Annotated in this window: 18 protein-coding genes; 6 read left to right on the forward strand and 12 right to left on the reverse strand. The window is 43.2% G+C overall.

What is annotated here, in order from left to right; translation table 11 throughout:
• Positions 1 to 42: 42 nt before the first annotated feature.
• From FHW89_RS11595 to gatB, 3 genes are all read right to left on the reverse strand, one after another.
• Positions 43 to 732, reverse strand: a complete 690-nt coding sequence (locus FHW89_RS11595) for a response regulator transcription factor (RefSeq protein WP_172335194.1) — start codon at positions 730 to 732, stop codon at positions 43 to 45.
• Positions 733 to 829: 97 nt separating this feature from the next.
• On the reverse strand, positions 830 to 1,954 hold the full coding sequence (locus FHW89_RS11600; RefSeq protein WP_172335195.1) for a TlpA disulfide reductase family protein: 1,125 nt from the start codon (positions 1,952 to 1,954) through the stop codon (positions 830 to 832).
• A 1-nt stretch (position 1,955) separates the two neighbouring features.
• Positions 1,956 to 3,425, reverse strand: a complete 1,470-nt coding sequence (gatB, locus tag FHW89_RS11605) for an Asp-tRNA(Asn)/Glu-tRNA(Gln) amidotransferase subunit GatB (protein ID WP_172335196.1) — start codon at positions 3,423 to 3,425, stop codon at positions 1,956 to 1,958.
• Between the two features lie 358 nt (positions 3,426 to 3,783).
• On the opposite strand from gatB, the gene FHW89_RS11610 reads away from it, so the two are divergent.
• Positions 3,784 to 4,890: a fatty acid desaturase gene (locus FHW89_RS11610; RefSeq protein ID WP_172335197.1), complete on the forward strand. Its 1,107-nt coding sequence runs from the start codon at positions 3,784 to 3,786 to the stop codon at positions 4,888 to 4,890.
• Positions 4,891 to 5,176: 286 nt separating this feature from the next.
• Here the strand turns inward: FHW89_RS11610 and alaS are convergent, their stop codons facing one another.
• Together alaS and FHW89_RS11620 are read right to left on the reverse strand one after the other, a co-directional pair.
• A complete protein-coding gene (gene alaS / locus FHW89_RS11615) occupies positions 5,177 to 7,837 on the reverse strand; it encodes an alanine--tRNA ligase (RefSeq protein ID WP_172335198.1) in 2,661 nt (886 codons plus the stop codon).
• A 414-nt stretch (positions 7,838 to 8,251) separates the two neighbouring features.
• Positions 8,252 to 8,872 (reverse strand): hypothetical protein, encoded by a 621-nt coding sequence (locus FHW89_RS11620; protein ID WP_172335199.1) that lies wholly within the window; start codon positions 8,870 to 8,872, stop codon positions 8,252 to 8,254.
• 198 nt (positions 8,873 to 9,070) lie between these two features.
• Here FHW89_RS11620 and FHW89_RS11625 point away from each other — a divergent pair, with 198 nt between their 5' ends.
• The 4 genes from FHW89_RS11625 (at position 9,071) to FHW89_RS11640 (ending at position 14,444) form a co-directional block, all read left to right on the forward strand.
• Entirely contained in the window at positions 9,071 to 9,406 is a 336-nt protein-coding gene (locus tag FHW89_RS11625) for a MerR family transcriptional regulator (protein ID WP_172335200.1), read from the forward strand.
• A 157-nt stretch (positions 9,407 to 9,563) separates the two neighbouring features.
• Positions 9,564 to 11,666, forward strand: coding sequence for a ComEC/Rec2 family competence protein (locus FHW89_RS11630; RefSeq protein WP_172335201.1), 2,103 nt, complete (start codon positions 9,564 to 9,566; stop codon positions 11,664 to 11,666).
• A 74-nt stretch (positions 11,667 to 11,740) separates the two neighbouring features.
• Positions 11,741 to 12,385, forward strand: a complete 645-nt coding sequence (locus FHW89_RS11635; protein WP_172335202.1) for a hypothetical protein — start codon at positions 11,741 to 11,743, stop codon at positions 12,383 to 12,385.
• A 181-nt stretch (positions 12,386 to 12,566) separates the two neighbouring features.
• A complete protein-coding gene (locus FHW89_RS11640) occupies positions 12,567 to 14,444 on the forward strand; it encodes an LTA synthase family protein (protein ID WP_172335203.1) in 1,878 nt (625 codons plus the stop codon).
• 165 nt (positions 14,445 to 14,609) lie between these two features.
• On the opposite strand, the gene FHW89_RS11645 is transcribed toward FHW89_RS11640, so the two are convergent.
• The 4 genes from FHW89_RS11645 to FHW89_RS11660 are packed head-to-tail and all read right to left on the reverse strand — an operon-like array spanning position 14,610 to position 17,897.
• The gene (locus FHW89_RS11645; protein WP_216650545.1) at positions 14,610 to 15,212 is read right to left on the reverse strand and encodes a hypothetical protein; all 603 of its coding nucleotides are present in this window, start codon (positions 15,210 to 15,212) and stop codon (positions 14,610 to 14,612) included.
• A gap of 2 nt (positions 15,213 to 15,214) precedes the next feature.
• Positions 15,215 to 16,480 carry an adenosylmethionine--8-amino-7-oxononanoate transaminase gene (gene bioA, locus FHW89_RS11650; RefSeq protein ID WP_172335204.1) on the reverse strand — a complete coding sequence of 422 codons (1,266 nt, stop codon included), beginning with the start codon at positions 16,478 to 16,480 and terminating at the stop codon, positions 15,215 to 15,217.
• A complete protein-coding gene (locus tag FHW89_RS11655; RefSeq protein ID WP_172335205.1) occupies positions 16,477 to 16,923 on the reverse strand; it encodes an NUDIX domain-containing protein in 447 nt (148 codons plus the stop codon). The genes bioA and FHW89_RS11655 overlap by 4 nt, the downstream gene beginning before the upstream one ends.
• The gene (locus FHW89_RS11660; RefSeq protein WP_172335206.1) at positions 16,923 to 17,897 is read right to left on the reverse strand and encodes a cation diffusion facilitator family transporter; all 975 of its coding nucleotides are present in this window, start codon (positions 17,895 to 17,897) and stop codon (positions 16,923 to 16,925) included. The genes FHW89_RS11655 and FHW89_RS11660 overlap by 1 nt, the downstream gene beginning before the upstream one ends.
• Positions 17,898 to 17,987: 90 nt before the next feature.
• Here FHW89_RS11660 and FHW89_RS11665 point away from each other — a divergent pair, with 90 nt between their 5' ends.
• Positions 17,988 to 19,181 (forward strand): pyridoxal phosphate-dependent aminotransferase, encoded by a 1,194-nt coding sequence (locus FHW89_RS11665; RefSeq protein ID WP_172335207.1) that lies wholly within the window; start codon positions 17,988 to 17,990, stop codon positions 19,179 to 19,181.
• A 143-nt stretch (positions 19,182 to 19,324) separates the two neighbouring features.
• On the opposite strand, the gene FHW89_RS11670 is transcribed toward FHW89_RS11665, so the two are convergent.
• The 3 genes from FHW89_RS11670 to FHW89_RS11680 form a co-directional block, all read right to left on the reverse strand.
• Positions 19,325 to 19,876, reverse strand: a complete 552-nt coding sequence (locus FHW89_RS11670; RefSeq protein WP_172335208.1) for a hypothetical protein — start codon at positions 19,874 to 19,876, stop codon at positions 19,325 to 19,327.
• A 704-nt stretch (positions 19,877 to 20,580) separates the two neighbouring features.
• Positions 20,581 to 23,760 carry an efflux RND transporter permease subunit gene (locus FHW89_RS11675; RefSeq protein WP_172335209.1) on the reverse strand — a complete coding sequence of 1,060 codons (3,180 nt, stop codon included), beginning with the start codon at positions 23,758 to 23,760 and terminating at the stop codon, positions 20,581 to 20,583.
• Between the two features lie 27 nt (positions 23,761 to 23,787).
• Complete coding sequence (locus tag FHW89_RS11680) at positions 23,788 to 24,993, reverse strand: efflux RND transporter periplasmic adaptor subunit (protein WP_172335210.1); 1,206 nt, start codon at positions 24,991 to 24,993, stop codon at positions 23,788 to 23,790.
• Positions 24,994 to 25,149 lie beyond the last annotated feature (156 nt).

A 25,149-nucleotide genomic window follows, 5' to 3' on the forward strand; every position in this document is an offset into this window, starting at 1 on the left:
AAGATAATCTTGTCGCTTTTTTTATTTTATTAAAACGATGTATTAAGCTTCAAACTTATAGCCTACACCTTTTACTGTGGCAACGCAGTCATCGCCTAATTTTTCACGCAGTTTGCGGATGTGTACATCTATGGTACGGTTAGTAACCACCACAGAATCTTCCCAGATATTTTTCAGGATCACCTCACGGGTATACACTTTACCAGGTTTTGAGGCTAACAGGTAAAGTAATTCAAACTCTTTTTTAGCCAATACCACCTTAACACCATTCTTGTAAACCAGGTATGCCTCACGGTCAATAACCAGGTCGCCAATTTCCAGTTTGTTATCCGGGGTATCTTCGGCAGGGGCATTGCGGCGCAGGATGGCGTTTATACGGCTTACCAAGGCTCGGGGCTTTATTGGTTTGGCTATATAATCATCAGCACCCACGTTAAAACCAGCAATTTCAGAATATTCCTCGCTACGGGCAGTTAAAAACACCATAAAAGTATTTTTAAACTCGGGCATAGTACGCATAATACGGCAAGCCTCGATGCCATCCATTTTCGGCATCATGATATCCAACACAATAAGATCAGGTAAAGATTTTTTTGCTTCTGCAACAGCTTCCTGTCCGTTGCGGGCCAAAAACACCTGATAACCTTCTTTTTTCAGATTATATTCTATCAGCTCTAAAATGTCCGGTTCATCATCAACAATAAGTATTTTCTGTTTTGAAGAGTTGCTCATGGCACGTTAAATTTTTTGTATAAAAGTATACGCTTTACAAAAGCTAAAAGTTAAGTCAATATTAACAAATTGTTAAAGGTTACCTTATATTAACGATTTATTGAGGCTTACTAAATGTTTTGTTTAAAAAAGCTTCAAGATCGGCGCCTGTGATGTTCTTTGCAACTATATTTCCCTGTGGATCAATGATAAAATTTGATGGAATAGCCTCAATATGATACAGCGCTTCTGTTGGCCCTTCAAATCCTTTCAGATCCGAGCCGTGTGCCCAGGTCAGTTTATCATCATCGATAGCCTTTTTCCAGGCCGGTGTTTCTTTATCTAAAGATACACCCAGAATGTTAAATCCTTTTGATTTAAAGGCATTGTACTGCTTTACCACATTAGGGTTTTCCTGGCGGCAGGGCATACACCATGATGCCCAAAAATCAATCATCACGTATTTACCTTTATAATCAGATAGCTTTATGGGTTTACCATCAATGCCGCCAATTGTAAAGTCGGGTGCTTTATGACCAACTGAAACAGGCTTGGCTTTTTCCATTTGTTTGATGAATTGCTGTACCCCCGGATTATCCTGAAAGCTGCCTTTAATCTCATCGGCATAAGCCACCAACTGCGGTTCATATTTATATACATCCAGAGAAGTAGCAGCGTAAAAACCAGCCAGTGACTTTTTATTGTCGTTCACAAATTTGAGCACCGCGGTACCATAGTCGGCCATATTTTTTTGAAATATGGGCATGTATACCTTCAGCAACGAATCAGATTGTTTACCCAATGCCTGCGACTTTTCCTGATATTCGGCAACTACCTTATTGTTTTTTTCGCCGTAAAAATTACTGATCTTGTTAAACTCCTTGATCTTATCAGAATCATCAGAGCCGGTAATTATATAAGAGTGAGTATTATCTTTCAGATCTGTACTAAAATCAATATCATCGCCATTTTTGGCTATCAGGTCATATATGGCATCGCTTACCCGCAGTTTATATAAATTGGAATAAAGCGTTTGGTGCTTGAACTGAAATTTACCATTTTCACTTAAAGTGGTTGAGTCGATGACTTTTACCTGCGAGCTATCGGCTTCTAACAGGTATACCATTTTCAAAGCCGCGGGATTCTTGATAACTCCCGAAATAGTAAAGGAAGATTTATCCTTACATGAAAATAAGAAAATGGCCAGTAAAAATACACCTGATGCAATGATGCGGTTCTTCATTTTATTTTGATTCTAATTCTTTTATCAACAGCTGATTTGTTTTCTGCGGATCGATCTTGCCTTTGGAGCTTTTCATGATCTCGCCCATGAACAAGCCTAAAACGCCCTTTTTTCCTTTCTGGTATTCCTTAACCTTATCCGGATACTTGGCGATGGCATCGCGTATAAAACGACTTACGTCATCGGTATCCGCGCTGATCAACAGGTTAAGTTCCTTAGCCAGATCATCAGGAGTTTTACCTGGCTCTTTGACCATAGCAGGGAATAATTTGTGCGAAGCTACAGAATTATTTATCACGCCACTGTCAACAAGTTTGATCAACCCGGCCAGGTGCTTTGCTGTAACGCCAAAGTTACTGATAGCAACATCATGATCGTTCAAGTATGATTTTACAGCCCCCATCAGCCAGTTAGCAGCGGCTTTGCAATGATCGGTATGTTTAATCAATTCTTCGAAATATAAAGCCAGGTCACGCTCGGCTGTTATTACAGAAGCATCGTAAGCCGAAAGACCCAATTCTTCAGTATATTTATGATACAACTGGTTTGGTAGTGCAGGCAAACTCCTCCGGATGTTTTCCAGGTATTCTTTGGTGAGTTTTAATGGCGGCAGATCGGGTTCAGGAAAATAACGGTAATCGTTAGCCATCTCTTTGGAGCGTAGAACAGAAGTTTCGCCGGTATCCGCATTAAAATTCAAGGTATTCTGATCAATATGGCCGCCTTGTTCAATGATATTTACCTGGCGAACAAATTCATGCTCAATGGCGCGTTGTACGTTACGTATAGAATTGAGGTTTTTCACTTCGCAACGGTTACCGTATTCGGTTGCACCATGGAGCCTTACCGAAATATTGGCATCACAACGCATACTGCCCTCTTCCATATTGCCATCGCAAATATCCAGGTAACGGAGTATCTTGCGGGTTTCGGTCAAAAACTGACCGGCCTCTTCGGCGCTACGGATGTCGGGTTGGGTTACAATTTCCAGCAAAGGAACCCCCGCCCTGTTCAGGTCGATGAGTGAGTCGGCGTGGTGCTGATCATGCATACTTTTACCGGCATCCTCTTCCATATGAATATGGTGAATGGCTATATCTTTTTGTTTGCCCTCGGCTAAGCGTACAGGCACGTATCCACCCAAACAAACCGGAGCCTGATCCTGAGTGATCTGGTAACCTTTAGGCAAATCAGCGTAAAAGTAGTTTTTACGGGCAAAGCTGTTATTTAAATTGATAGTACAATTACAGGCAAGCCCCATTTTTACGGCATAATCAACCGCCCTTTTATTCAGGAACGGCAACGTACCGGGATGCCCCAAGGATACGGCACTGATGTGATGGTTAGGTTCGGCACCAAAGGCTGCAGAATCGGCCGAGAATGCTTTACTTAAAGTGGATAATTGGGCATGTACCTCGAGGCCTACAACCAACTCGTACTTTTCACTTATCCCGTTTGCAAGAACTGTCATAAAATAAAAATTCAGCTATAAATTTTACTGATGTAAGGTCAAATATATAAAAGTTAATACAGTATAAAACATCATTTAACTTTTAAACAATGTACGTGATATATATTAGCTACGCCATTGCCACTGTATTATTTAGTAAAACTATTGATTTTGTATAGTTTAAAGATGGTGTCCCCAAACTTTTTTTAACTATCTGAATTTTTAAGCCCCTCCGGATTGCAAACGACATTGACGATGAGCCAATTATTGTCATTAAAAAGTTTAAAAAATAAAAAACATAAACCAAGCCAATTACCGGTTTGTTAAAAATCATAGCCAGACCTGGCTACGTGCTAAGCAAAATATAAAACGTTTTTATATGGAAACTGAGAAATTGACCAAACTTGTATTTAAAAAAGCAGGCGACGATGATTTTTTCAAGGAACTGCATAAAGAAGTTCAAGCCCGTGTACTCATTAACAAAAACATCCAGCGCCGTATAGTTTATAAATCCATCTTTTTAATAACCCTTTACTTTGCTTTTTACACCAGTATATTGGTGTGGGGCAATAACACCCAACTGCTTTTTCTGTTTTACATTTTAACCGGCCTCACCATGATCCTGGTGTTTTTTAATGCCTTTCATGATGCCGTACATGGCGCGGTTTTCAGGACCCGGGCCAGCAATGAAAGATTGAGCTGTATACTGGAGCTTTTTGGCAGCAACAGCTTTATCTGGAAAAAACGGCATCTGTTGCTGCACCACCCCTATCCAAATATGCAACAATGGGATATTGACGTAAAACAAAGCGATATTGTACGCATTTTCCCGGGTAGCAGATGGCTCCAGTTTCACCGGTACCAGCATATTTATATGTGGTTTTTGTATTTCTTTTATACTCTTAACTGGTTGCTGATACGCGATTTTAAGGACTTCTTCGGATTGAAAGATAATTATGTGAAACGGGTGATCATAATACCTAAAATAGAATACGTCAAACTGTTTGCCGCAAAATTCTTTTATCTGTTCATGATGATCGGCATACCTGCCCTGTTACTCGAGCACCCTATCGTTAACATCATCACGGCCTTTTTAGTGATGCACTTTATTGCCAGCGCTTTTGGAGTAACGGCACTGCTCTCTACCCATGCCGATGAGGATGCTGAGTTCCCGATGCCACCCGAAAATGGGGTGATCAATACCACCTGGGCCATGTACCAGATCAGCAAAACCAAGGATTTCAGCACCCAAAACCGGTTTGCCAATTTCCTGTTTGGTGGATTTAACCACCACGTGGCTCATCATTTATTCCCTGCGGTGGCGCATACTTACTATCCATACATCACCCCTATCATCAGGCGGTATGCGCAGAAGTACCGGCTAAATTACCGTTCGTACCCATTGTTGGATGCCATAAGATCACACTTTGCCCTGCTTAAAAAAAATGGAAGCGCTGAAAATCTTTTTGTTACCGGCGATCTGTAAAAAAATTCGATTGGGCTTTAAACCTTTTAAATATTAAGCCGTCTATCAATACAAATAAGCATTTATATCCCCAATATATATTAACAATTAAAAGACCGTCTATTACGCGGTCTTTTTTTGTTATGGACAATTTTCAGCTAAGAACCCCCGCGGTCGCTCAGCCCCTGCCGAGTGACGACTATTTCCCGGCGTCCCGCCGCTTTGTTTCGTAGGCCGGAGGCCTGGTGATAACAGTCACTCGGCAGGAGCCGAGCGACTGCATCTTTATTATTTTATTCTTAGATATTTATCCAATAAAACTTTTAGCCTTTACCAAAGCTACATCCAATCCGCTTGCATCGCTACCACCAGCAGTTGCAAAGAATGGCTGACCGCCACCACCGCCTTTAATCTCTTTGGCCAATTCCCGAACAATATTGCCGGCGTTCAACCCTTTTTCTTTAACCAGGTTTTCTGCGATCATGACGGTGAGACTTGGTTTGCCGTCAAAATCAGCAGCCAGTACCAGAAACAAATCCGTTACAATATCTTTTAACTGGTAAGCTAGATTTTTAACCGCTTCGGTATTGGGCAGGGCTACTTTTTGGGCGATGAAATTGATACCGTTAATCGCTTCTACCTTTTGTGCCAGTTCATTTTTTAAACCTGATGATTTCTCCAGGATCGATTTCTCGATCTCCTTTTTCAGTTTGGCGTTCTCGTCCAACAAGCTCTCTACACTTTTAGCCAGGTCCTTTGGATTTTTGAGCAACTCCTTTAATTGATCTATCAGCTGGTTTTGGTTGGTGATATATACCTCAGCAGCCACACCGGTAATAGCCTCAATACGGCGAACACCTGCAGCTACAGCGCTTTCGGCTACAATTTTAAAGAAACCAATCTGGCCGGTAGCTTTTACATGAGTACCACCGCAAAGCTCCTTACTAAATGTATCGTCGAAAGTGATCACCCGCACATATTCGCCATATTTTTCACCAAACAGGGCGGTTACGCCGCTGGTGATGGCTTCGGCATATAATACGCTGCGTTCTTCTTTCAAGGGGATATTTTCGCGTACCTTTTGGTTTACGATGGCTTCAATCTGCGCCAGTTCCTCATCGGTTACCTTGGCGAAGTGCGAAAAGTCGAACCGCAGATAATCGGCATTCACCAATGAGCCTTTCTGATTTACATGACTGCCCAAAACCTGTTTCATAGCGGCATGCAGCAGGTGCGTAGCCGAGTGATTGCTGTTGGTTTGGCTGCGCAGGGCAGGATCAACAATAGCGGTTAAGGCATCGTCAATATCCTCGGGCAGTTTATCCACAAAATGCACAATCAGGCCATTCTCCTTTTTGGTATCGGTTACCATGATAATCTCACCATCAGGGAAAACCAGTTCACCTCTATCGCCTACCTGGCCACCGCTCTCGGCATAAAAAGGTGTTTTATCCAGTACAATCTGATATTGCTCTTTGCCTTTAGCGGTTACCTTACGGTATTTTACTACGTGGGCAACGGTTTCGGTTTCGTCGTAACCGGTAAATTCCACGCTGTCATTATCTTTTAACACTACCCAATCGCCGGTATCAATAGCGGTTGCAGCACGGGAGCGGGACTTTTGTTCTTGGAGGGCTTTTTCAAAGCCTTCCATATCAACTGTTAAGCCTTTCTCGCGAGCCATCAATTCGGTTAAGTCTATAGGGAACCCGTAAGTATCAGAAAGTAGAAATGCACTTTCTCCCGGAATCTTACCGGTTTTGTTTAAATCCCCCCAAACTAAATCCCCAACAATGTTATTTTCAAAATATGTGATTCCTTGTTGAAGTGTCCTCAAGAAAGATACTTCCTCCTCCAAAACTACCTTCTGCACAAAATCTTTCTGACTATATAAATTATCAAATACCCCCTTAAACTGATCAGCCAACAAAGGAACCAGTTGATTCAGGAATGGTTCTTTGAAACCTAAGTACTGATATGAATATCTAACCGCACGGCGTAATATCCTGCGAATCACATAACCTGCTTTATTGTTGGATGGCAGCTGTCCATCGGCAATGGCAAAGCTGATGGCACGGATATGATCGGCCAGTACGCGCATGGCTACGGCTTCGTTCCAGTCGGCATCGCCGGGTTTGGCTTTACTGTTGTACGGTTTACCACTTTTTTCGGCGATGAACTGGATCATCGGCTGGAAAACATCACTATCATAGTTGGATGTTTTGCCTTGCAGTACACGCACCAAACGCTCAAAGCCCATACCGGTATCCACGTGTTTGGCCGGTAACGGCTGCAGGGCACCACCTTTTAAGCGGTTAAACTGCATGAATACAATATTCCAGATTTCAATTACCTGGTCATGATCTGCATTAACCAAGGTGGCACCATCAACCAGCGCACGCTCGCTATCCGGGCGACTATCATAATGGATCTCTGAACATGGGCCACATGGGCCGGTTTCGCCCATTTCCCAGAAATTATCTTTTTTATTACCACGCAGGATATGATCTTCTGCAACCAGGGCTTTCCATAGCTCGTGGCTCTCGGTATCTTTTTCCAGGCCTTCCTTATCGTCACCTTCAAAATAGGTGATGTACAGGCGGTCCTTAGGCAGTTTATAAACTTGAGTAAGCAGCTCCCAGCCCCAGGCAATAGCTTCTTTTTTAAAATAGTCGCCAAAGCTCCAGTTGCCCAGCATCTCAAACATAGTATGGTGATAGGTATCGATACCCACCTCTTCCAGGTCGTTATGTTTGCCACTTACGCGCAAACAGCGCTGTGTATCAGCCGCCCGGGGTGCTTTAGCGGGTGCTTCGCCTAAAAATATATCTTTAAACTGGTTCATCCCCGCGTTGGTGAACATGAGGGTGGGGTCGTTTTTTATGACGATGGGTGCAGAGGGAACAATGATGTGCCCTTTGGAAACAAAAAAATCAAGAAAAGCCTGTCGTATTTCGGTAGCTGTCATAGTTTGCAAATGTAATTATTAGTCCGGAAGTCAGAAAGCCCGGAAGTCCGAAAGTAAAAAGATCGGGATTAATTAGGGAGTACTTGCAAGCTCAAACGCTTCCAAAAAACTTTTTAAAGCTTAAATTTTAACACTTTTTTGCTCAAAAACGGGGTAAAAACTGATTAAAATATTCGAAAAAACCTCATTTTAACACTTTTTAACAATTCTGAACACTGTTTTGTGGCGTTTTTAAAACTTTAAAAAGTATTACATTATTGATATTCAAATAACTACATACAAAACAATCGTTTTTTGTTCTGTTTTTCTCCTTAACAAAACAGCCCGGCTTTCCTTTTTATCAGGAAAACCGGGCTGTTTTGTTATGTACAAATATACGCAATATTGGGCAGAAATCTATCCCAATGTTTCGGTTTATTTCAGTGAGCTCAGATCCAGTTTCTTTAAAAAATCCTGTAGCTCTGAAAGGCTATAGCCTTCGCCTTGCAAAGTAACGGCATAGCGCTCCTTGTATATAAACTTAAGGGAAGAGCTTACGCCGGAAGCGCTTTTGGTATCTTCTGTAGAATAACGTACGCCATCCACATCAATGTTTTTGGATACCGTACCATTTGATTCTGATTCGGTTTGCATACTCAAGCCCATGGCCAGTAAACTAACCACGGCGCTGCCCGATTCGCCGGCACCATCTAAAATACTTACATGGATCGTCTTATTATCTTCTTTTGAGTATTCCGCGTCGGCAGCAACAATATCGGCTACGGTGCCGCCTGCGCTGTAGCTTTTTCTTTTGAAATCGCCTATAGTTTCAGGCACTACTGCTTTCAGTTCCTCGGTAGTTGCCGGTGTAAGTTTTTTAAGTTTCTCGGTTTGGTCTTTCAGTTTTTCGCCCGATTTGGCAAATTTATCCAGGTTGCTGGCGCCTTCTACTAATTTACCAAGGCCAGATTTTTCTTCGTTTTCTTTTTTAGAGGAATCGCCGCAAGATGCAAGCGTGAGAACTAGTGCTGCGGCTAAAATTGTTTTGTTTAACATAATAGATAAGATTTAAAATGTGTTGCCAAACATAATAAATTACTGATAATTAGTATATAGAATTTTGCCTCCATTGCTATTTTACGTATTTCCCGCAAGTGCTTTACCTACGGATAATACGCAACCACCGGCTTAGGCTTTTCCCTGCACTTATATTTTTACGAAATCATAAATTCAAAATAAAATTTATCTTTGCATATGCCTTATAAAGACCGCGAAATAAGCAAGATGTATTACACCATGGGCGAGGTATCGGCCATGTTTGATGTGAATCAATCGCTTATACGTTTTTATGAAAAGGAATTCGATATACTGCAGCCCAAAAAGAACAAAAAGGGCAACCGCTATTTTACCCCCGAGGATATCGAAAACTTCAAGATCATCTTTCACCTCATCCGCGATAAAGGCTATACCCTCAATGGTGCTAAAGAGCATTTGAAGCATAACATGAGCGACACCAAAGAAAACCAACGCGTGATCGACTCGCTCGAAAACATCAAAAAATTTCTGCTCGAAGTTAGGGACGAACTGTAGGGAAGATCAGTATCAAGTAGCTAGTATCAAGACTGGATTGTTTTTAACACTGTCTTCTAAAATCACGATATTAAGTCATCGATACTGAATCATAACGCACCTTCAAAAATCTTGATACTTGATACTAGCTACTTGATACTAAATCATATCTTTATCTATGCTCGCGAATCATAAAGGCGAAATCCCGGTTGTTCTATTGCTTGTGCCTTTTTTGCTGGGATTGGCTTTGGGGATGCAGTTTATGTCGGCTGTTTATCTGCCGGCCCTGGCTATCGCTATTGTTGGTGTAGCTGCAGCATTCATTGTGCTGAATTTAAACTATCGGCGCTGGGCTATTTATAAAGCACGGTGGATTGGTGGTTTGCTGATGGCTATGATCTTATTTTCGGCTGGCTGGATCAGCGTGATCAGTTATAACGAGCTGAATAACCGCCGGCATTTTTCGAAAATACAGTCGCAATTCCTGGCGGTAAGCATCAATAACGAGCCCCAGTTTAAAAATGGCCTGGTAAGGTTTTCGGCTACCGTTCGGCAAAGTATCAATCAACGGCAAACCGCTGAGGCCAATGGCACCCTGCTCCTCACCCTGAAAGACAGCGATGCTATATCCCTGCAATACGGCGATGAACTGCTGATCCCAGCCAGCTATACCCCCGTCGATCCCCCTTTTAACCCTGCCGAGTTTAACTATAAAAAATACCTGGCCCACCAGAATATTTACTATCAGGAATTTTTATTCCCGGGGCAATACAAATTGTTAAAGCACGATACGGGCAATCCCTTTATTGCCTATGCCTTAAAGTTGCGGCAGCAAATGGTGGTGTTATTTAAGCAAAAAATGCATGATCCAGATGCCATAGCAGTAGCATCTACCCTGATACTGGGTTACAAAACCGATCTGAGCAATGATGTTTTGCAGGCTTACTCCAAAACAGGCACCATCCATGTACTATCGGTATCGGGCGCACATGTGGCCATCATTTATCTTTTAATGCAATGGATGCTGGGCTTTTTAAACCGCTATAAATACGGCAGGCATTTAAAAATGATGGTAATGATACTGCTGATAAGCTATTATGCTATGCTAACAGGCTTTTCGCCGGCGGTTTGCCGGGCCGCGGTCATGATCGGTATGGTTATTATCGGCAATACGTTTGTAAGGCATATCAATATGCTCAACATCCTGGCTATATCGGCCCTGCTGTTATTATTGTACAATCCGTTTTTTATAACCGATGTAGGCTTTCAGCTTTCATATTTATCGGTAGCCGGTTTAATTGTGTTGCAGCCTATGGTATATCAATGGTTCCAATTCAAAAACAAATGGATCGATAAGCTTTGGGCGCTTTGTTCGGTATCTGTAGCGGCGCAGGTGATCACCTTTCCGTTAAGCGCTTATTATTTTCACCAGTTCCCGGTTTATTTTTTGTTCAGCAACCTGCTCATCATTATCCCTACCATGGTTATTATGTATAGTGGTATAGCCTATCTGCTGCTGGCCTGGGAGCCCTGGCTGTCGACTGCATTGGCCTGGGTATTGGAGCAATCGATCCTGCTGATGAATAAAGCCCTGGGCATTATTGAGCACGCCCCTTTTGCCAGCATTAATAAAATATGGTTCAGCACTGCCGAATATTTGCTCTGTTATGCTTTCATCATCGGCCTGTTTTATTTTTTGTATGATAAAAAGCCGTGGCTACTCAAATTCAGCATGGGTTGCCTGTTTTTGCTTTGTGTAAGCATCAGCGTTAAAAGATACCGTGCCGATAACAGCAGCTCCGTCGCTTTTCTGAACCTCCGCAAAAACACGGGCATAGTGTTTAAAAACGGCAATAAGGCCGTTGTGCTCACTAACCTTACCGATACTGATAAAAACTATAAATATACCATACAGCCTTACCTGGATAGCTGCAAAATAAGTAAGGCCGATGTGTATAATCTTGATCAGGGTATCAGCAAAAATTATCTGAAAAAGCAAGGTGGTCTTATCCAGTTCAACCATCAAAAAATTATGCTGTTTGACAAGCAAACGCTCCATTGGCAATTACCCCAAAAATTAAAAACCGATTATTTATATATTACCGGCAACCCATATGCCGATCTGACCCAGATCAACAAGAATTATGATTATCAAACACTTGTAATTGACGGGAGCAACAGCGGCAAGTTGATTGACCAGCTTGAACAGCAAGCCAGGGAAAAGCATATAAATTATAGCATATTAAAGCGTAACATTTCATTGATCGCTGTATCTAACTGAGAAATTAAACTAAACACTAATAAATTTGTCTTTTAATCGAAAACAAGTAAATTGGTATAAATCAAACTAACACTATGAATATTAAATTTTTTAATGTTGCCCTGGGCCTGGCTCTTACCGCAACAGCTATGACCGCCAGTGCACAAAAAAAATACACACAAGGCACCGTAAACTTCACTACCAATATGAGAGGCCAGGAAGTTAATGCCAAAGGATATTTCCGTGCCGACTCCAACGCATTTACGTTTACTGCAGGACCAGCTACCATAAAAATATTAACTGATGCTGCCGGTAAATCAATGGCCATATTGGTTGATGTACCTGTTGCCAGCATAAAAAAAGCAGCTATCGCTACGCCGGATGAGGTAGATCAGGCTATGGCTGACATGCCAACCTTTACTTTTGCGCCAAGCACCGAAACCAAGCAGATCTCGGGCTTTAACTGTAAAAAAGTAGTAGCTACCGATTCAAAAACTAAAAAGACCTATGATATCTGGATCACTAATGATGTAGAGGTTCCATTAACCGGTATTGCAAAATACTACAGAGAAATAGGTGGTTTCCCGGTACAATACACTTCATTTAGCCAGGGCCAAAGCACCGACGTTACCGTTAAAAGCATTGTTGACGAAAAAGCACCTGCCGGCACCTTCGGTATCCCTGCTGATTTTGAAAAAATATCACTGGATGACCTGAAAGCGATGAGCGGAGGAAGATAATCAGATTAGTATCAAGCAGCCAGTATCAAGTATCAAGACTTTTTGCTAATTTGATTAGAAGTATCGCCATTTAGAGGTCTTGATACTTGATACTAATTACTTGATACCCGTTATCCTTCACTAACAATTCATTAAAGGTTTCTTAACATTGCGGGTTAAAGTATTACTTTTGTACCCCTTTATGTTAAGAAACCTTTTTAGTATAATCAGATTTTTTATATTCTGGCTGCTGTTCTTTGTAATTACGCGGCTTACGTTTGAATTATACTTTTTTTATAAAATTCGCGGCGCCGGTTTCGGCGAAATCCTTCAGACATTTTTTTACGGCTTCCGGTTGGATGCTTCGGCTACGGCCTATATCTGTACCATCCCTTTGCTGGTTTTTATTGTTAACTGGTGCATTCCTTCCTGGCATACCAAACCCATCTGGCTTAAAATTTATGTGGGGCTCATCCTGTTCTGCATCTCCTTAAATACCATACTCAATTTTAATATTTTCAGAGAATGGGGCACCAAGGTTACCTTCCGGGTATTCAGTTCGTTTTATCATGCACCTTCGGAAGCACTGGCATCGTCGGGTTCATCGCCGGTGGGCAAATGTATCTTCATAGGTATACTATTACTGAGCTCCGGTGCTTTATTATCCAGGTTTGTTATTGATTATAAATTCAGGAAGCCCGTTACTAAACCGGGGCTTAAAATAGCGTTGATCTGTTTACTGGTGTTTGTAAATTTCCTGTTTATGCGGGGCGGCTTGCAAACAGAGCCCATCAACCAAAACGCGGCTTATTTTTCTGATAAGGAGATCCTGAACCAATCGGCACTAAATACCGAGTGGAACCTGTTCAATAACATTTTTGAAAATTTCCGTAAGCCTTACAACCCCTACACTTTTATGGAGCCCGCGGATGCTGAAAAGCTGGTGCGTGATTCCTATACGGCTAAATCCGACTCATCGTTAAAAATCCTCACAACTGATAGGCCCAATGTGGTTATTATTCAGCTGGAAAGTTATACGGCAAGTATCATCGAATCCTTAGGCGGCGATAAGGGAGTTGCGCCCAACTTTGAGAAATTCATTCAGCAGGGGGTCTTGTTCAATAATATTTACTCTTCTGCCGATCGTACGGATAAAGGTATTATATCCATTATGAGCGGTTTCCCGTCGCAGGCTATCCGTACCATTATTGCCGATACGTTGAAGCAGCGAAAGTTGCCTGCGCTATCCGTAGTGTTTAAAAACGCGGGCTATCATACCTCCTATTTTTACGGAGGCAAAAGCAGTTACATGAGTTTTAATACGTTCATGAAAAGCCACCAGGTTGAGCAGATCACGGACGAGAGTGCTTTTGCACCCGCACAGGTACAAACCAAGTGGGGCGTTTATGATGATGTATTGCTCAGTAAACATTTACAATTCGCGCAGCAGCAAAAACAGCCCTTCTTTTCGTACCTGCAAACATCCACTAATCATGAGCCTTTTGTATTGCCGGTAAAACCTCACTTCCCGGCTGATGAGGATGGCGATGCCAGCAATCAATTCAGAAGTACGGCTTACTTTACCGACTCCTGCCTGAACGTGTATTTTGAACAGGCAAAAAAACAAGCCTGGTATAAAAACACCTTGTTTATTTTGGTAGCCGATCATGGGCACCGCCTCCCCCGCAACGTTGCCGAAGCTTATGACCCGGTTAAATACCACATCCCGCTGTTGTTTTTTGGCGATGTAATTAAACCGCAATATCGTGGCACCAAGATCAATAAATTAGGCGGACAAACGGATATCGCGGCTACGCTGCTAAGCCAACTGGGTATAGCGCACAAGCAGTTTACCTGGTCGAAAGATCTGCTCGATCCGGGCAGTAAGGATTTTGCCTTTTTTACCTGGGATAACGGCTTTGGCTTTATGACACCGCAACAAAGCATCTCTTATGATAATTCTGGTCGCCGGATAGTTTATAAAGACAATAAAAACGCCAGTGAGGCTACTACCGATAAAGCCCTCCAGCAGGGCAAAGCCTTTTTGCAGGTGGTGTATACGGAGTATATGAGTTATTGACCGCTGATTGATTTGATTTCGGTGATTTCGCTGATTAAAAACCCCTTGTCATTCTGAGCGTAGCGAAGAATCTATTCTGCGATATGAATAGTTCAATAATAGATCCTTCACTCCGTTCAGGATGACAGGGTGGGTGTTTTTGATTTTTGAATTTTAACTTTTGACTTAACCCAACGATTTTCCCAGTTGCTCCACCCACTGGTTAAACAGTTTGGTTTCAAACTCCACGGCCTTGTTGGCGTGGCGTTCCCAATCGGGCGAGAATTTGTGCAGTTGGTTCAGCATTTCTTCCAGGTGACCTTCTTCTTCCAGGATGATGGACTTTACGTTTACCTTGCTGCCGGCTTCGTCAAGCGCGTCCTGATAAATAGGATACAGTTCATCGGCACGAACCTCAATCGCATAGGTAACCAGCAGGTAGGCCGCAAAGCGCAGTTCGCCTCCGCTTAAGTCTAATTCTTTTTTCAGGTAACGGCATACGTCAACATCCAGCTGGTTCAGGTAGTATTTGCTTGAACCAGGTGCCAGCAGATATTCGGCAGCATAGGTTGGCAGTTCCACACCTGTTTTTTCCAGTTGTTTTTTGAGGTAAAACGCATGGCGATGCTCTTCGGCTGCGTGTTTGAGTATGATATAGGTAACGGTATGCGGATCTTCGCTGGCTGATATTTTACGCGCGCCGGTATTTTCCATCAGCGATAGCGTGTTCAGCCAGCGGGAGTGCAATTCGTTATCAGCAATTATTTGTGGTAGTAGTGTATTCAGCATAGTTATATTTCTTCAAGTGCCTGCTCAATTTTGCTGTAAACATAACCGAGTTCGGCATCAGTAATGCAATATGGGGGTAAAATATAAATAACATTGCCCAGCGGCCGCAATATAATGCCTTGGGCCAAAAAATACTGGTACAATTTATCGCGCAGCGAGCTAAAATAGGAGGTATTATCGCCGGTCTCCCATTCCATCGCTATAATGGTACCGGTTTGCCTGATGGCCTTTATTTTAGGATGGTGTTTTATTTTGGCGGCAAAAGCGGCGTGCGATGTTTCGATACGCTGTATGTTGGCTGTTGTGGCCGGTTCCAGGAAAAGATCCAGACTGGCCAGGGCCGATGCTATGGCTATAGGATTAGCGGTAAAGGAATGCCCATGAAAGAGGGTTTTCAATTTATCGTCGGATAAAAAAGCATCGTAGATCTGCTGCGTACAAGTGGTTAGGCCCAATGCCATAGTACCGCCTGTAAGCCCTTTAGAGAAACACATGATATCTGGCTGCACCTGCACATGATCGCAGGCAAAACGTTTCCCTGTGCGACCAAAACCGGTAAATACCTCATCATCTATCATCAGCACGTTTTCCTGTTTACAATGGGCCATCAGCTGGTTCAGGTATTCAGCCTCGTACATGATCATTCCGGCCGATCCTTGTACCAAGGGCTCGAATATAAAGCAAGCCAGTTCAGATTTGAGCTGTGAGATCTGGGCTTTGAGATCTTCTATGTTATCTTTATTGGGCAGATCGATAAATTCTACTTCAAACAGCAAACTGTCAAACGCGGCGGTGAACGCGCTGCGGCCGCTTACAGCCATGGCGCCAAAAGTATCACCGTGGTAAGCATTTTTAAACGCCATAATTTTGGTACGCTGATCACCCTTATTGAGCCAGTATTGCAGGCACATTTTGATGGCCACCTCAATAGCGGTTGATCCGTTGTCTGAGTAAAATGCTTTCTGCTGGTTATTGGGTAAAATGGCCAACAAGCGCTCTGCCAGTTCAACGGCGCCTTCGTGGGTAAAGCCTGCGAATATCACATGCTCCAGCTTGTGTAACTGCTCAGATACTTTTTTAGCGATGTATGGGTGCGCATGCCCGTGGATGTTTACCCACCAGGAAGATACCGCGTCGATATATTTTTTTCCTTGTTCATCAAACAAGCCTGCTCCCTCTCCGCGTACAATGCCTATGGGTGGTGCAGCGGTTTTCATTTGGGTATAAGGGTGCCATATTACTTTAAGGTCGCGTTCGGTTAAATTCATAGTTCTGCTCTTAATAGTTCTACCACACGTTTATCCGTTGGGAAGGTAACATCGTCAGTTGTCAATTCGGATATTTTCACCCATCGGAAGGCTTGCAGCACATCGCCCTTGCCATCAAAATCATAAGCGATGGTTTTAATGGCGAAATTCATGGGGGTAATATTTTTCACTTTATAATATACGCTGATGATCTGCGAATTGTTAAATGCCGACCGCACAAAGAAATCTGTAGTATAAAAATGACCGGTGACCTCTACTTCTACCTCGCACTCTTCTACAAATTCACGTTTCAGCCCATCAATCAGCCCCTCGCCTATCTCCAACCCGCCACCCGGGAATTTGATAAAGCGGTGTCCGTATTCCTGTTCATCACTGATGAGTACTTCATTGTTCTCGTTGATCAGCAGACCGTATACCCGTACGTTAAAATATTCCTCTTTCATTATTCAAAGTGCTTTTTATTGCGTACTACTTTATCCATCGTCCAGGCAATGGTTTCAGTTTGAGGTTCTGAGCGTATGGGGCAATTGGGCATGCTGCAGTAGTGGCAGCAATCGGGTACGCAAGGATCCGAGTGGATAAATAATTCCGTTTTAATACCCACTTCTTTATTGATCAGTTTATCAACCAGTGAAACCTCGGCATGGGCCTTGTTCAGATCGAAGTAATTGGGCAGCGTCATGTGGCAATCAATGTGCAATTCGTTACCATATTTCTGCGCACGCAGGTTATGTACATCAATCCAGGATTCACGGCGTTTTTCACTCAGTACATTAATAATATCTGTTACCACCTGAAAATCGGCTTCATCCATTAAACCCGCTACCGATTTACGGATGAGCTTATAACTGCTATATATAATATATAGGGCCACCAGGATAGATAAACCACTATCGAGCCATAATATCCCGGTAAATCTGATGAGCAATAAACCGGCTACCAGGCCAATGCTGGTTACCATATCGGCAATTAGGTGGCGGCCGTCGGCATCCAGGGTGATGGAGCGCAATGTCTTACCTTTTTGGATCATGTAATACCCTAAAGCACCATTGACCAGTCCTGTAGCGCCAATAATAGCGGCACCTGTAAGCAGGTCATGGATCTCATTAGGATATAGTAAACTGTAAACCGATTTAACGATAATGATAACACCGGCTATACCAATAAGCGAACCTTCAATAAAAACAGAAAAGAACTCTACTTTACCATGCCCGTAGGGATGGTTCTCATCCCGTGGTTGTGATGAAAGATAAATGCTGAAGAAGGCAAAAGCACTGGCAATTACGTTTACAATGCTTTCGGCGGCATCGGTGAGTACAAAATTGGATGCTGTTAAAAAGTATGCTCCAAACTTCGCCAGCATCAGCACAATGCCCGTAATCAGCGAAATTAATATGATCCTTTTTTGTTCTTTCAAGGTAATCTTTATTAGGCGACAAATTTATAAATAACAAGCGTAAGTAGCAGTAAACTTATTTTCTATATTTGCCGCGATAACATAATTTATATGAGCGCATTAAGTACCCGGATCAATAACTTGTCCGAATCTGCAACAATTAAGATGGCCAAATTAGGCCGCGAACTTGCCGCTAAAGGTGTCGACGTGATCAGCCTTAGCTTTGGCGAACCTGACTTTCATACCCCTGAACACATCAAGGAGGCAGCAAAGCAGGCCATGGATAAAAACTTTACCTACTACACCCCCGTGTCTGGTTATCCCGACCTGCGCAAGGCTGTGGTTGCCAAGCTGAAGAAGGAGAACAACCTTGATTATGATTTCAGTCAGATTGTAGTATCAACCGGTGCTAAACAGGCTATTGCCAACGCAGTATTGTGTTTGGTAAACCCCGGCGAAGAGGTGATCATCCCTACACCTTACTGGGTATCTTACTCAGAAGTGGTTAAGCTGGCCGAAGGTAAAAGCGTATTCATTAATACTACTGTTGAGCAAAACTTTAAAATAACCCCTGAACAGTTGGAGGCGGCTATTACGCCAAAAACCAAGCTGTTTATGTTCTCCTCTCCTTGTAACCCTACCGGTAGCGTTTACAGCAAAGATGAGCTGGAAGGATTAGCCAAGGTATTTGAAAAACATCCGCATGTATATATCCTGAGCGATGAGATCTATGAGCACATCAACTTTGTGGATAAACATGAGTCGATTGCGCAGTTTGATTATATAAAAGACCGTGTAGTGATCATCAACGGCTGGTCAAAGGCTTTTGCCATGACCGGCTGGAGAATTGGTTACACCGCCTCGAATTCTGAAATCGCAGCTGCCTGCGACAAGATGCAGGGACAGATCACTTCTGGAACCTGCTCTATTACACAACGTGCAGGTGTTGCCGCCTATGAAGGTGGACTGGAAAGTGTGCTGGAAATGCGTGCCGCTTTCAAAAAACGCCGCGACATTGTTTATAAATTATTGAGTGAGATAGAAGGTGTTAAGGTTAACCTGCCCGATGGCGCATTTTACTTCTTCCCTAACGTTACTTCTTTCTTTGGCAAAAGCTATAATGGCCGTACCATTAAAGATGCCGACGATCTGAGCATTTACCTGCTGGAAGAAGGCCATGTAGCAACCGTAGGTGGCGATTCTTTTGGCGATCCGTCATCTATCCGCATCTCTTACGCTGCTGCCGAAGATAAACTGATAGAAGCTGTGCGTAGAATCAAAGAAGCGCTGGGTAAATTAGTCTGAATCAGAATTCCCAGAATTTACAGAATTAACAAAATGACATTGAGCATTCTGTAAATTTTAAAATTCTGTAAATCCTGATTCAGACATAAAAGAAAAGCCCCTCAGCATATGCTGAGGGGCTTTTCTTTTATGGTCTTGTAAAATTACAAGCCAAATCCGTAAGCTATACGTAAACCAACAGTACCATAGTTATTGCTTTGGCCCGAATAGTTTTCGTAACGAACACCTACATCCCATGATTTAGATGCATAGCCTATACCTGGAGCCAAAATAAGCTTGGTATTCTTAGAACCATCGGCGTTTGCATAAAAATCTTTGGTTTCAAAACCAGCACCAACTTCTGCACCAAAATATAAATTATTGGTAAAGAAGGCTTTGATGCCCGCTTTAACTGGTACCATACCCAATGATGGATATTTTACATCTGTACCGTCCCCGATCTTTTTACCAAAGAAATTGTAATAACCTGATGTAAGGGTTAATGCCAGGTTATTGGCTATTCCGTATTGTAAACGCGCTGTACCACCAATACCTACGTTAGAGATGTCGTGCAGGTTACCTGTTGGCAACAGACCTTCAACACCTACACCAAAACGCAGCGCGTCTTTTGGTACTGTTTGAGCTTTTACATTTGTTCCGATAAATATAGCTAAGGCGGTAAACGCTCCGGCTATAATTTTTGTCATTGTTTTCATAATTGTGCTTTTTTAGTACTAACTCTACAATGTTTTTATTGTATTAACACCATCTTAACAAATACTTTGCCACTATCACGAATTTTATGTGCCAATACCCGGCTCTTCATTCTTACTTCACGATAGCTAACAGACTTTAACCATCATTAATAACTGACTATCAGTTCATTTTGATCATAAACTCAAAATCAATACCCTTAGTTACAAATCTTAATTTCAGATTAAAAAAACATGAAACAGTGATAGCTATCCGGATATTTAAGTGTAGGTAAACGCTGAATTTTTGTTCTTCTTTGATTAATCATCGTCAAAAAAGGACTATCTCTCCGAGCATTAAAATTCGGGGCCTGTAAGGATGAATTGACGTGCTTAATTAAGTCTCGATTCAATTTTATAAAAATATCTCAATTGCGAGGCATGAAGCTATCTCCTCGCGTTCTTATCGATAAGAATAGCTACGAGATTATTAATGTTGTGTCTGTTTTTAACGGTATTAATGAGCTCCCTTCGGTCGGTTGTCTTCGTCGTTCCTCCTCGCAGCGATGACATGATGGAGAGACGTCCTGTGGGTAGCTTGTCGAAGACTCGCGCGCGGAGCCCCTACCCACAATGCTTCGACAGCGATCAGCATGCCATCCAATTTATCTTAAAACAAAAAAGGAGGGGCAATGCCTCTCCTTTTTTGTTTTATATCCGAAGATACTTTAAACTTCGGGTTCATGCCCTTTATGCGGGTCATAGTTTTTCTCCAGCTCGGCCAATTTTTCTTTACCATAGGCAAATTTGGTAATGATAAAGAATAATACCGGCACAATGAATATGGCCAAAGAAGTGGCCGCAAGCATACCGCCGAATACCGTCCAACCGATAGTTTGACGGGCTACCGCGCCTGCACCTGTTGCAAATAGTAAAGGCGCTACGCCTAATATAAATGCCAACGAGGTCATGATGATTGGTCTCAACCTTAGTCGTACAGCTTCCAGGGTAGCTTTCTCCAGCTCCATGCCGCTATCCACACGTTCTTTGGCAAACTCTACAATCAGGATGGCGTTTTTGGCCGCCAAACCAATCAGTGTTATCAAACCTATCTGCGCGTATACGTTATTATCCAACTTGGAGTGGAATGATAAAAACAGGATCGCCCCAAAAGCGCCGAGCGGTACTGCAAGCAGTACAGAGAATGGTACCGACCAGCTCTCATACAAAGCTGCCAGGAACAGGAATACGAAACCAATCGACAACATAAAGATGTACACGGTTTTTGATCCTGATAATTTTTCTTCACGGCTCAAGCCCGAAAACTCGTAGCCATAACCTTGCGGCAGGGTTTTGGCAGCAACCTCTTCCAGCGCGTTCAATGCGTCGCCGCTACTGTACCCCGGTGCGGAGTTACCATCTATCTCAGCCGAACGGAAAAGGTTGTAATGCGATATTAACGGCGCGTTTTCGATTACCTTATAAGTAGTAAGCGTACTTAAAGGCACCATGGTGCCCGCCTGGTTTCGCACAAAATACTGCCCTATATTCTGGATGTTTGTTCGGTAGTTGGTATCGGCCTGTGCCAGCACGCGGAAGGTACGGCCATACAAGGTCAAATCGTTAATATATGAACTACCCATATAGGTTTGCAGGGCCGCATTTACGTCAGACAGTTGCACACCCAATCTTTTGGTCTTTTCCCTGTCGATGGTTAACTGATAGGCTGGTGTACGGGCGGTGAAGAAAGAGAACGCTTTGGATATCTCCTTACGTTTACCTAATTCGGCAATAAAATTACGCATCACCGATTCAAAGTACTTGATATCCCCTCCTGCCTGCTTTTCTTCTAATATAAAGGAGAAACCCGCGGTATTACCCAAACCAGGTATCGCCGGCGGTGGAATTACAACCACACTGGCCTCTTTAAACCGCGACAAGCGTTTTTGTAACATGGCTACCAGCGGGAATATAGTATGCTGCTCGCCTTTACGTTGCTCCCATGGTTTTAGCTGCACAAATATGGTGGCACTGTTTGATTTGGTTGCGAAGGTTACCGCGTTTAAACCACCCAAAGCAGCGTAATGCCCTATCTCAGGGATACTATCCAATGTGCTCATCATATCATGCAGTACTTTTACGGTACGCTGTGTTGATGAAGCCTCGGGCAGATCGTAAGTAATATAGATACGACCATCATCCTCTGTAGGGATAAAACCGCTTGGTTTACCTCTGAAAAGCAGGATAGTACCTATAATAATACACACCAATATAATGATGATGAATTTAGAGTTTTTGATACTCTTATCAACGCCGTTACGGTATCTGCCGGTTACCCGGTCAAACCAGGCATTAAATTTAAAGAAAAACTTATCAAGCCCTTTTGATTCCTGGTCTAATTTACGGGGCTTTAATATCAGCGTACAAAGAGCAGGCGTTAATGAAAGCGCCACAAAGGCCGAGATCAACACCGATATAGCGATAGTGATAGCGAACTGTTGATATAAGCGCCCTACGATACCGGGCACAAAACCTACCGGTACAAACACCGCAGCTAATATCAAAGCGATGGCAATTACCGGTGCCGATATATCGCGCATGGCATGTATAGTAGCTTCCTTTGGCGACATCCCCTCCTCGTCCATATAATGCTGTACCGACTCCACCACCACAATGGCGTCATCCACCACAATACCGATGGCCAGTACGAAACCAAACAACGTTAATGTATTAATGGTAAAGCCCAGTGGTATAAAGAAGATGAAGGTACCAATGATAGATACCGGGATAGCCAATACCGGGATAAGCGTGGTGCGCCAGCTTTGTAAAAATAGGAATACCACCACAATAACCAGCACCAGCGCTATAACCAGCGTTTCAATTACTTCGCTAACGGATACTTTTACTACGGTTATAGATTCAAAAGGCACTACATAATCCACATCGGCAGGGAACGACTTTTTAAGCTGCTCCATGGTAGCGTAAACATTATCGGCAGTTTCGATGGCGTTACTACCCGGCGCCTGGTAAACCAGCAGGTAAGAAGCGCGTTTGCCATCAACAAAGGAGTTACCGGCATAGTTAAATTTACCCAACTCCACACGGGCCACATCTTTCAGATGCACAATAGCACCATTGCTGGGTTGTGTACGAACGATGATATTTTCAAACTCTGCCTGGCTGGATAAACGGCCTTTAACTAAAACCGTATATTCAAATGGCTGGCCGTTTTCCTGCGGTGTTGAACCTACCGAACCGGCGGCAACCTGCGCGTTTTGTTCGGCCAGGGCTGCTGTTACGTCGCCCGCGGTCATACCCAAAGCGGCCATCTTATCCGGCTTAAGCCATATACGCATACTAAAGTCATCGGCACGGGTAAACACGTCGCCTACACCTTTGGCACGTAAAAGCGCGTCGCGTACAAAAACGTTGGTATAGTTATCTAAAAAAGTAACATTATGTGAGCCCTTAGGGGCAAACATAGCCACCAGCATCAAAATACTGGGGTTACGCTTACGTACGGTTAAGCCCAAACGCTGTACCTCCTGCGGCAATGTTGGCGTGGCGATACCTACACGGTTCTGCACGTCAAGAGCGGCAATGTTAATATCGGTGCCCACCTCAAAGTTAACGGTCATGCTCATGGCACCATTACTCGTACTGTTACTTTGCAGGTAGGTCATGCCTGGTGTACCGTTCACCTGTACTTCTACAGGAGTGGCAACCGTTTGCTCCACTGTAAGGGCATCGGCACCGGTATAGGTACCGGTGATGTTTACCGTAGGCGGTGTAATTTCTGGATACTGGCCTATGGCCAAATTACTTATTGCCAGGATACCAACAATTACTATCACTAAGGATATAACTATAGCGGTAACTGGTCTTCGTATAAAGGTATCTGCTATCATTCTGGTTGTGTTTTATAAAAATACCGGTTACTTGCCTCCTTGTTGTTTCCCCTGTGCTGGTGCTCCACCCTGACCCGGTGCTGGTGTTTTAGACGGATCGCCCAATACAATTTTGCCGCCATCACGTAAACGCTGGAAACCTTCGGTCACCACCTTGTCGCCGGGCTCAACACCGTTCATGATCACCACATCGGTACCCACACGTGGCCCCAATGTCACTTTATGCTGCTTGGCAATGAGCGCTTCAACTTTTTCGTTATTTTTAGTAGTGTCCACAAAAGAAGTATCCTTGCTTACAAACACAAAAAACTCACCCATTTGCTCGGTGATGGCTTTATAAGGGATCTGTACCCTATCGCCAGATTGATTGTTAAGCACCTTAAGTACACAGCTCATACCGTCTTTCAACACACCATCCTCATTCGGAAACTGGATCCTCACTTTAATGGTACCAGTTTGGTTATTTACACCACGGTCAATAGCCAAAACTTTGCCCGGTTTATTATAGGTAGTTAAACCGTCAGACATTTGCAGTTTAAAAGTGGTATCGCTGCTGGCCTGCTGTAATTTATAAAAACGTTGAATATCCTGTTCATTCACCACTACATCTACCCCCATTGGGTGTTCGGCCGATATGGTATTCAGTAAAGTAGTACCTACGGCAACCTGCGAACCCAATCTTACCTGTGATATACCGATACGACCGGTAAAGGGCGCCGTAATGGTAGCGTATGACAGATCGGTACGTGCCGAGGCTAATGCAGCCTTGGCTACAGCTACATTAGCCTTACTGGTTTCATAAGTTGCAGAGGCCTGGTCAACCGTTTGGCGGGCTACTGCATCATTTTTCAACAGCATATTATAACGGTCGATATCTTTTTGCGCTTTAACCAGGTTGGCCTGCGCGCTTAGTACGTTGGCTTCTGCCTGCTGATAAGCGGCCACATATTTACGTTTATCAATTTCATACAATACCTTGCCCTTTTGCACCACATCCCCCTCTTTAAAGAATATGCCGGTTACAAAGCCCGGTACCTGGCTCCTGAGTTCGGTGGTGTTGATAGATACAACCGTACCCTGAAACTGATCGTAATAAATAGCCACTGCCTTTTTAGCTTCGGTTAAATTTACAGGAGTTGGCGGCAATGGTGCATTTTGTGCGCTTTTACCTTTGCAAGAAGCTAATGCCAATAAGGCTGCAGGGGCTAACCAGTATATATATCTGTTTTTCATCGTAGTGATTATTCGTTGGTTGTTTGTTTCTTTAGCGGTACTCATGAGTGCTGCGCAGTTATTCGTTGGTTGTTTGTTTCTTTAGCGGTACTCATGAGTGCTGCGCAGTTATTCGTTGGTTGTTTGTTTCTTTAGCGGTACTCATGAGTGCTGCGC

The organism is Mucilaginibacter sp. SG564, assembly GCF_013149275.1.
Lineage (GTDB): Bacteria > Bacteroidota > Bacteroidia > Sphingobacteriales > Sphingobacteriaceae > Mucilaginibacter.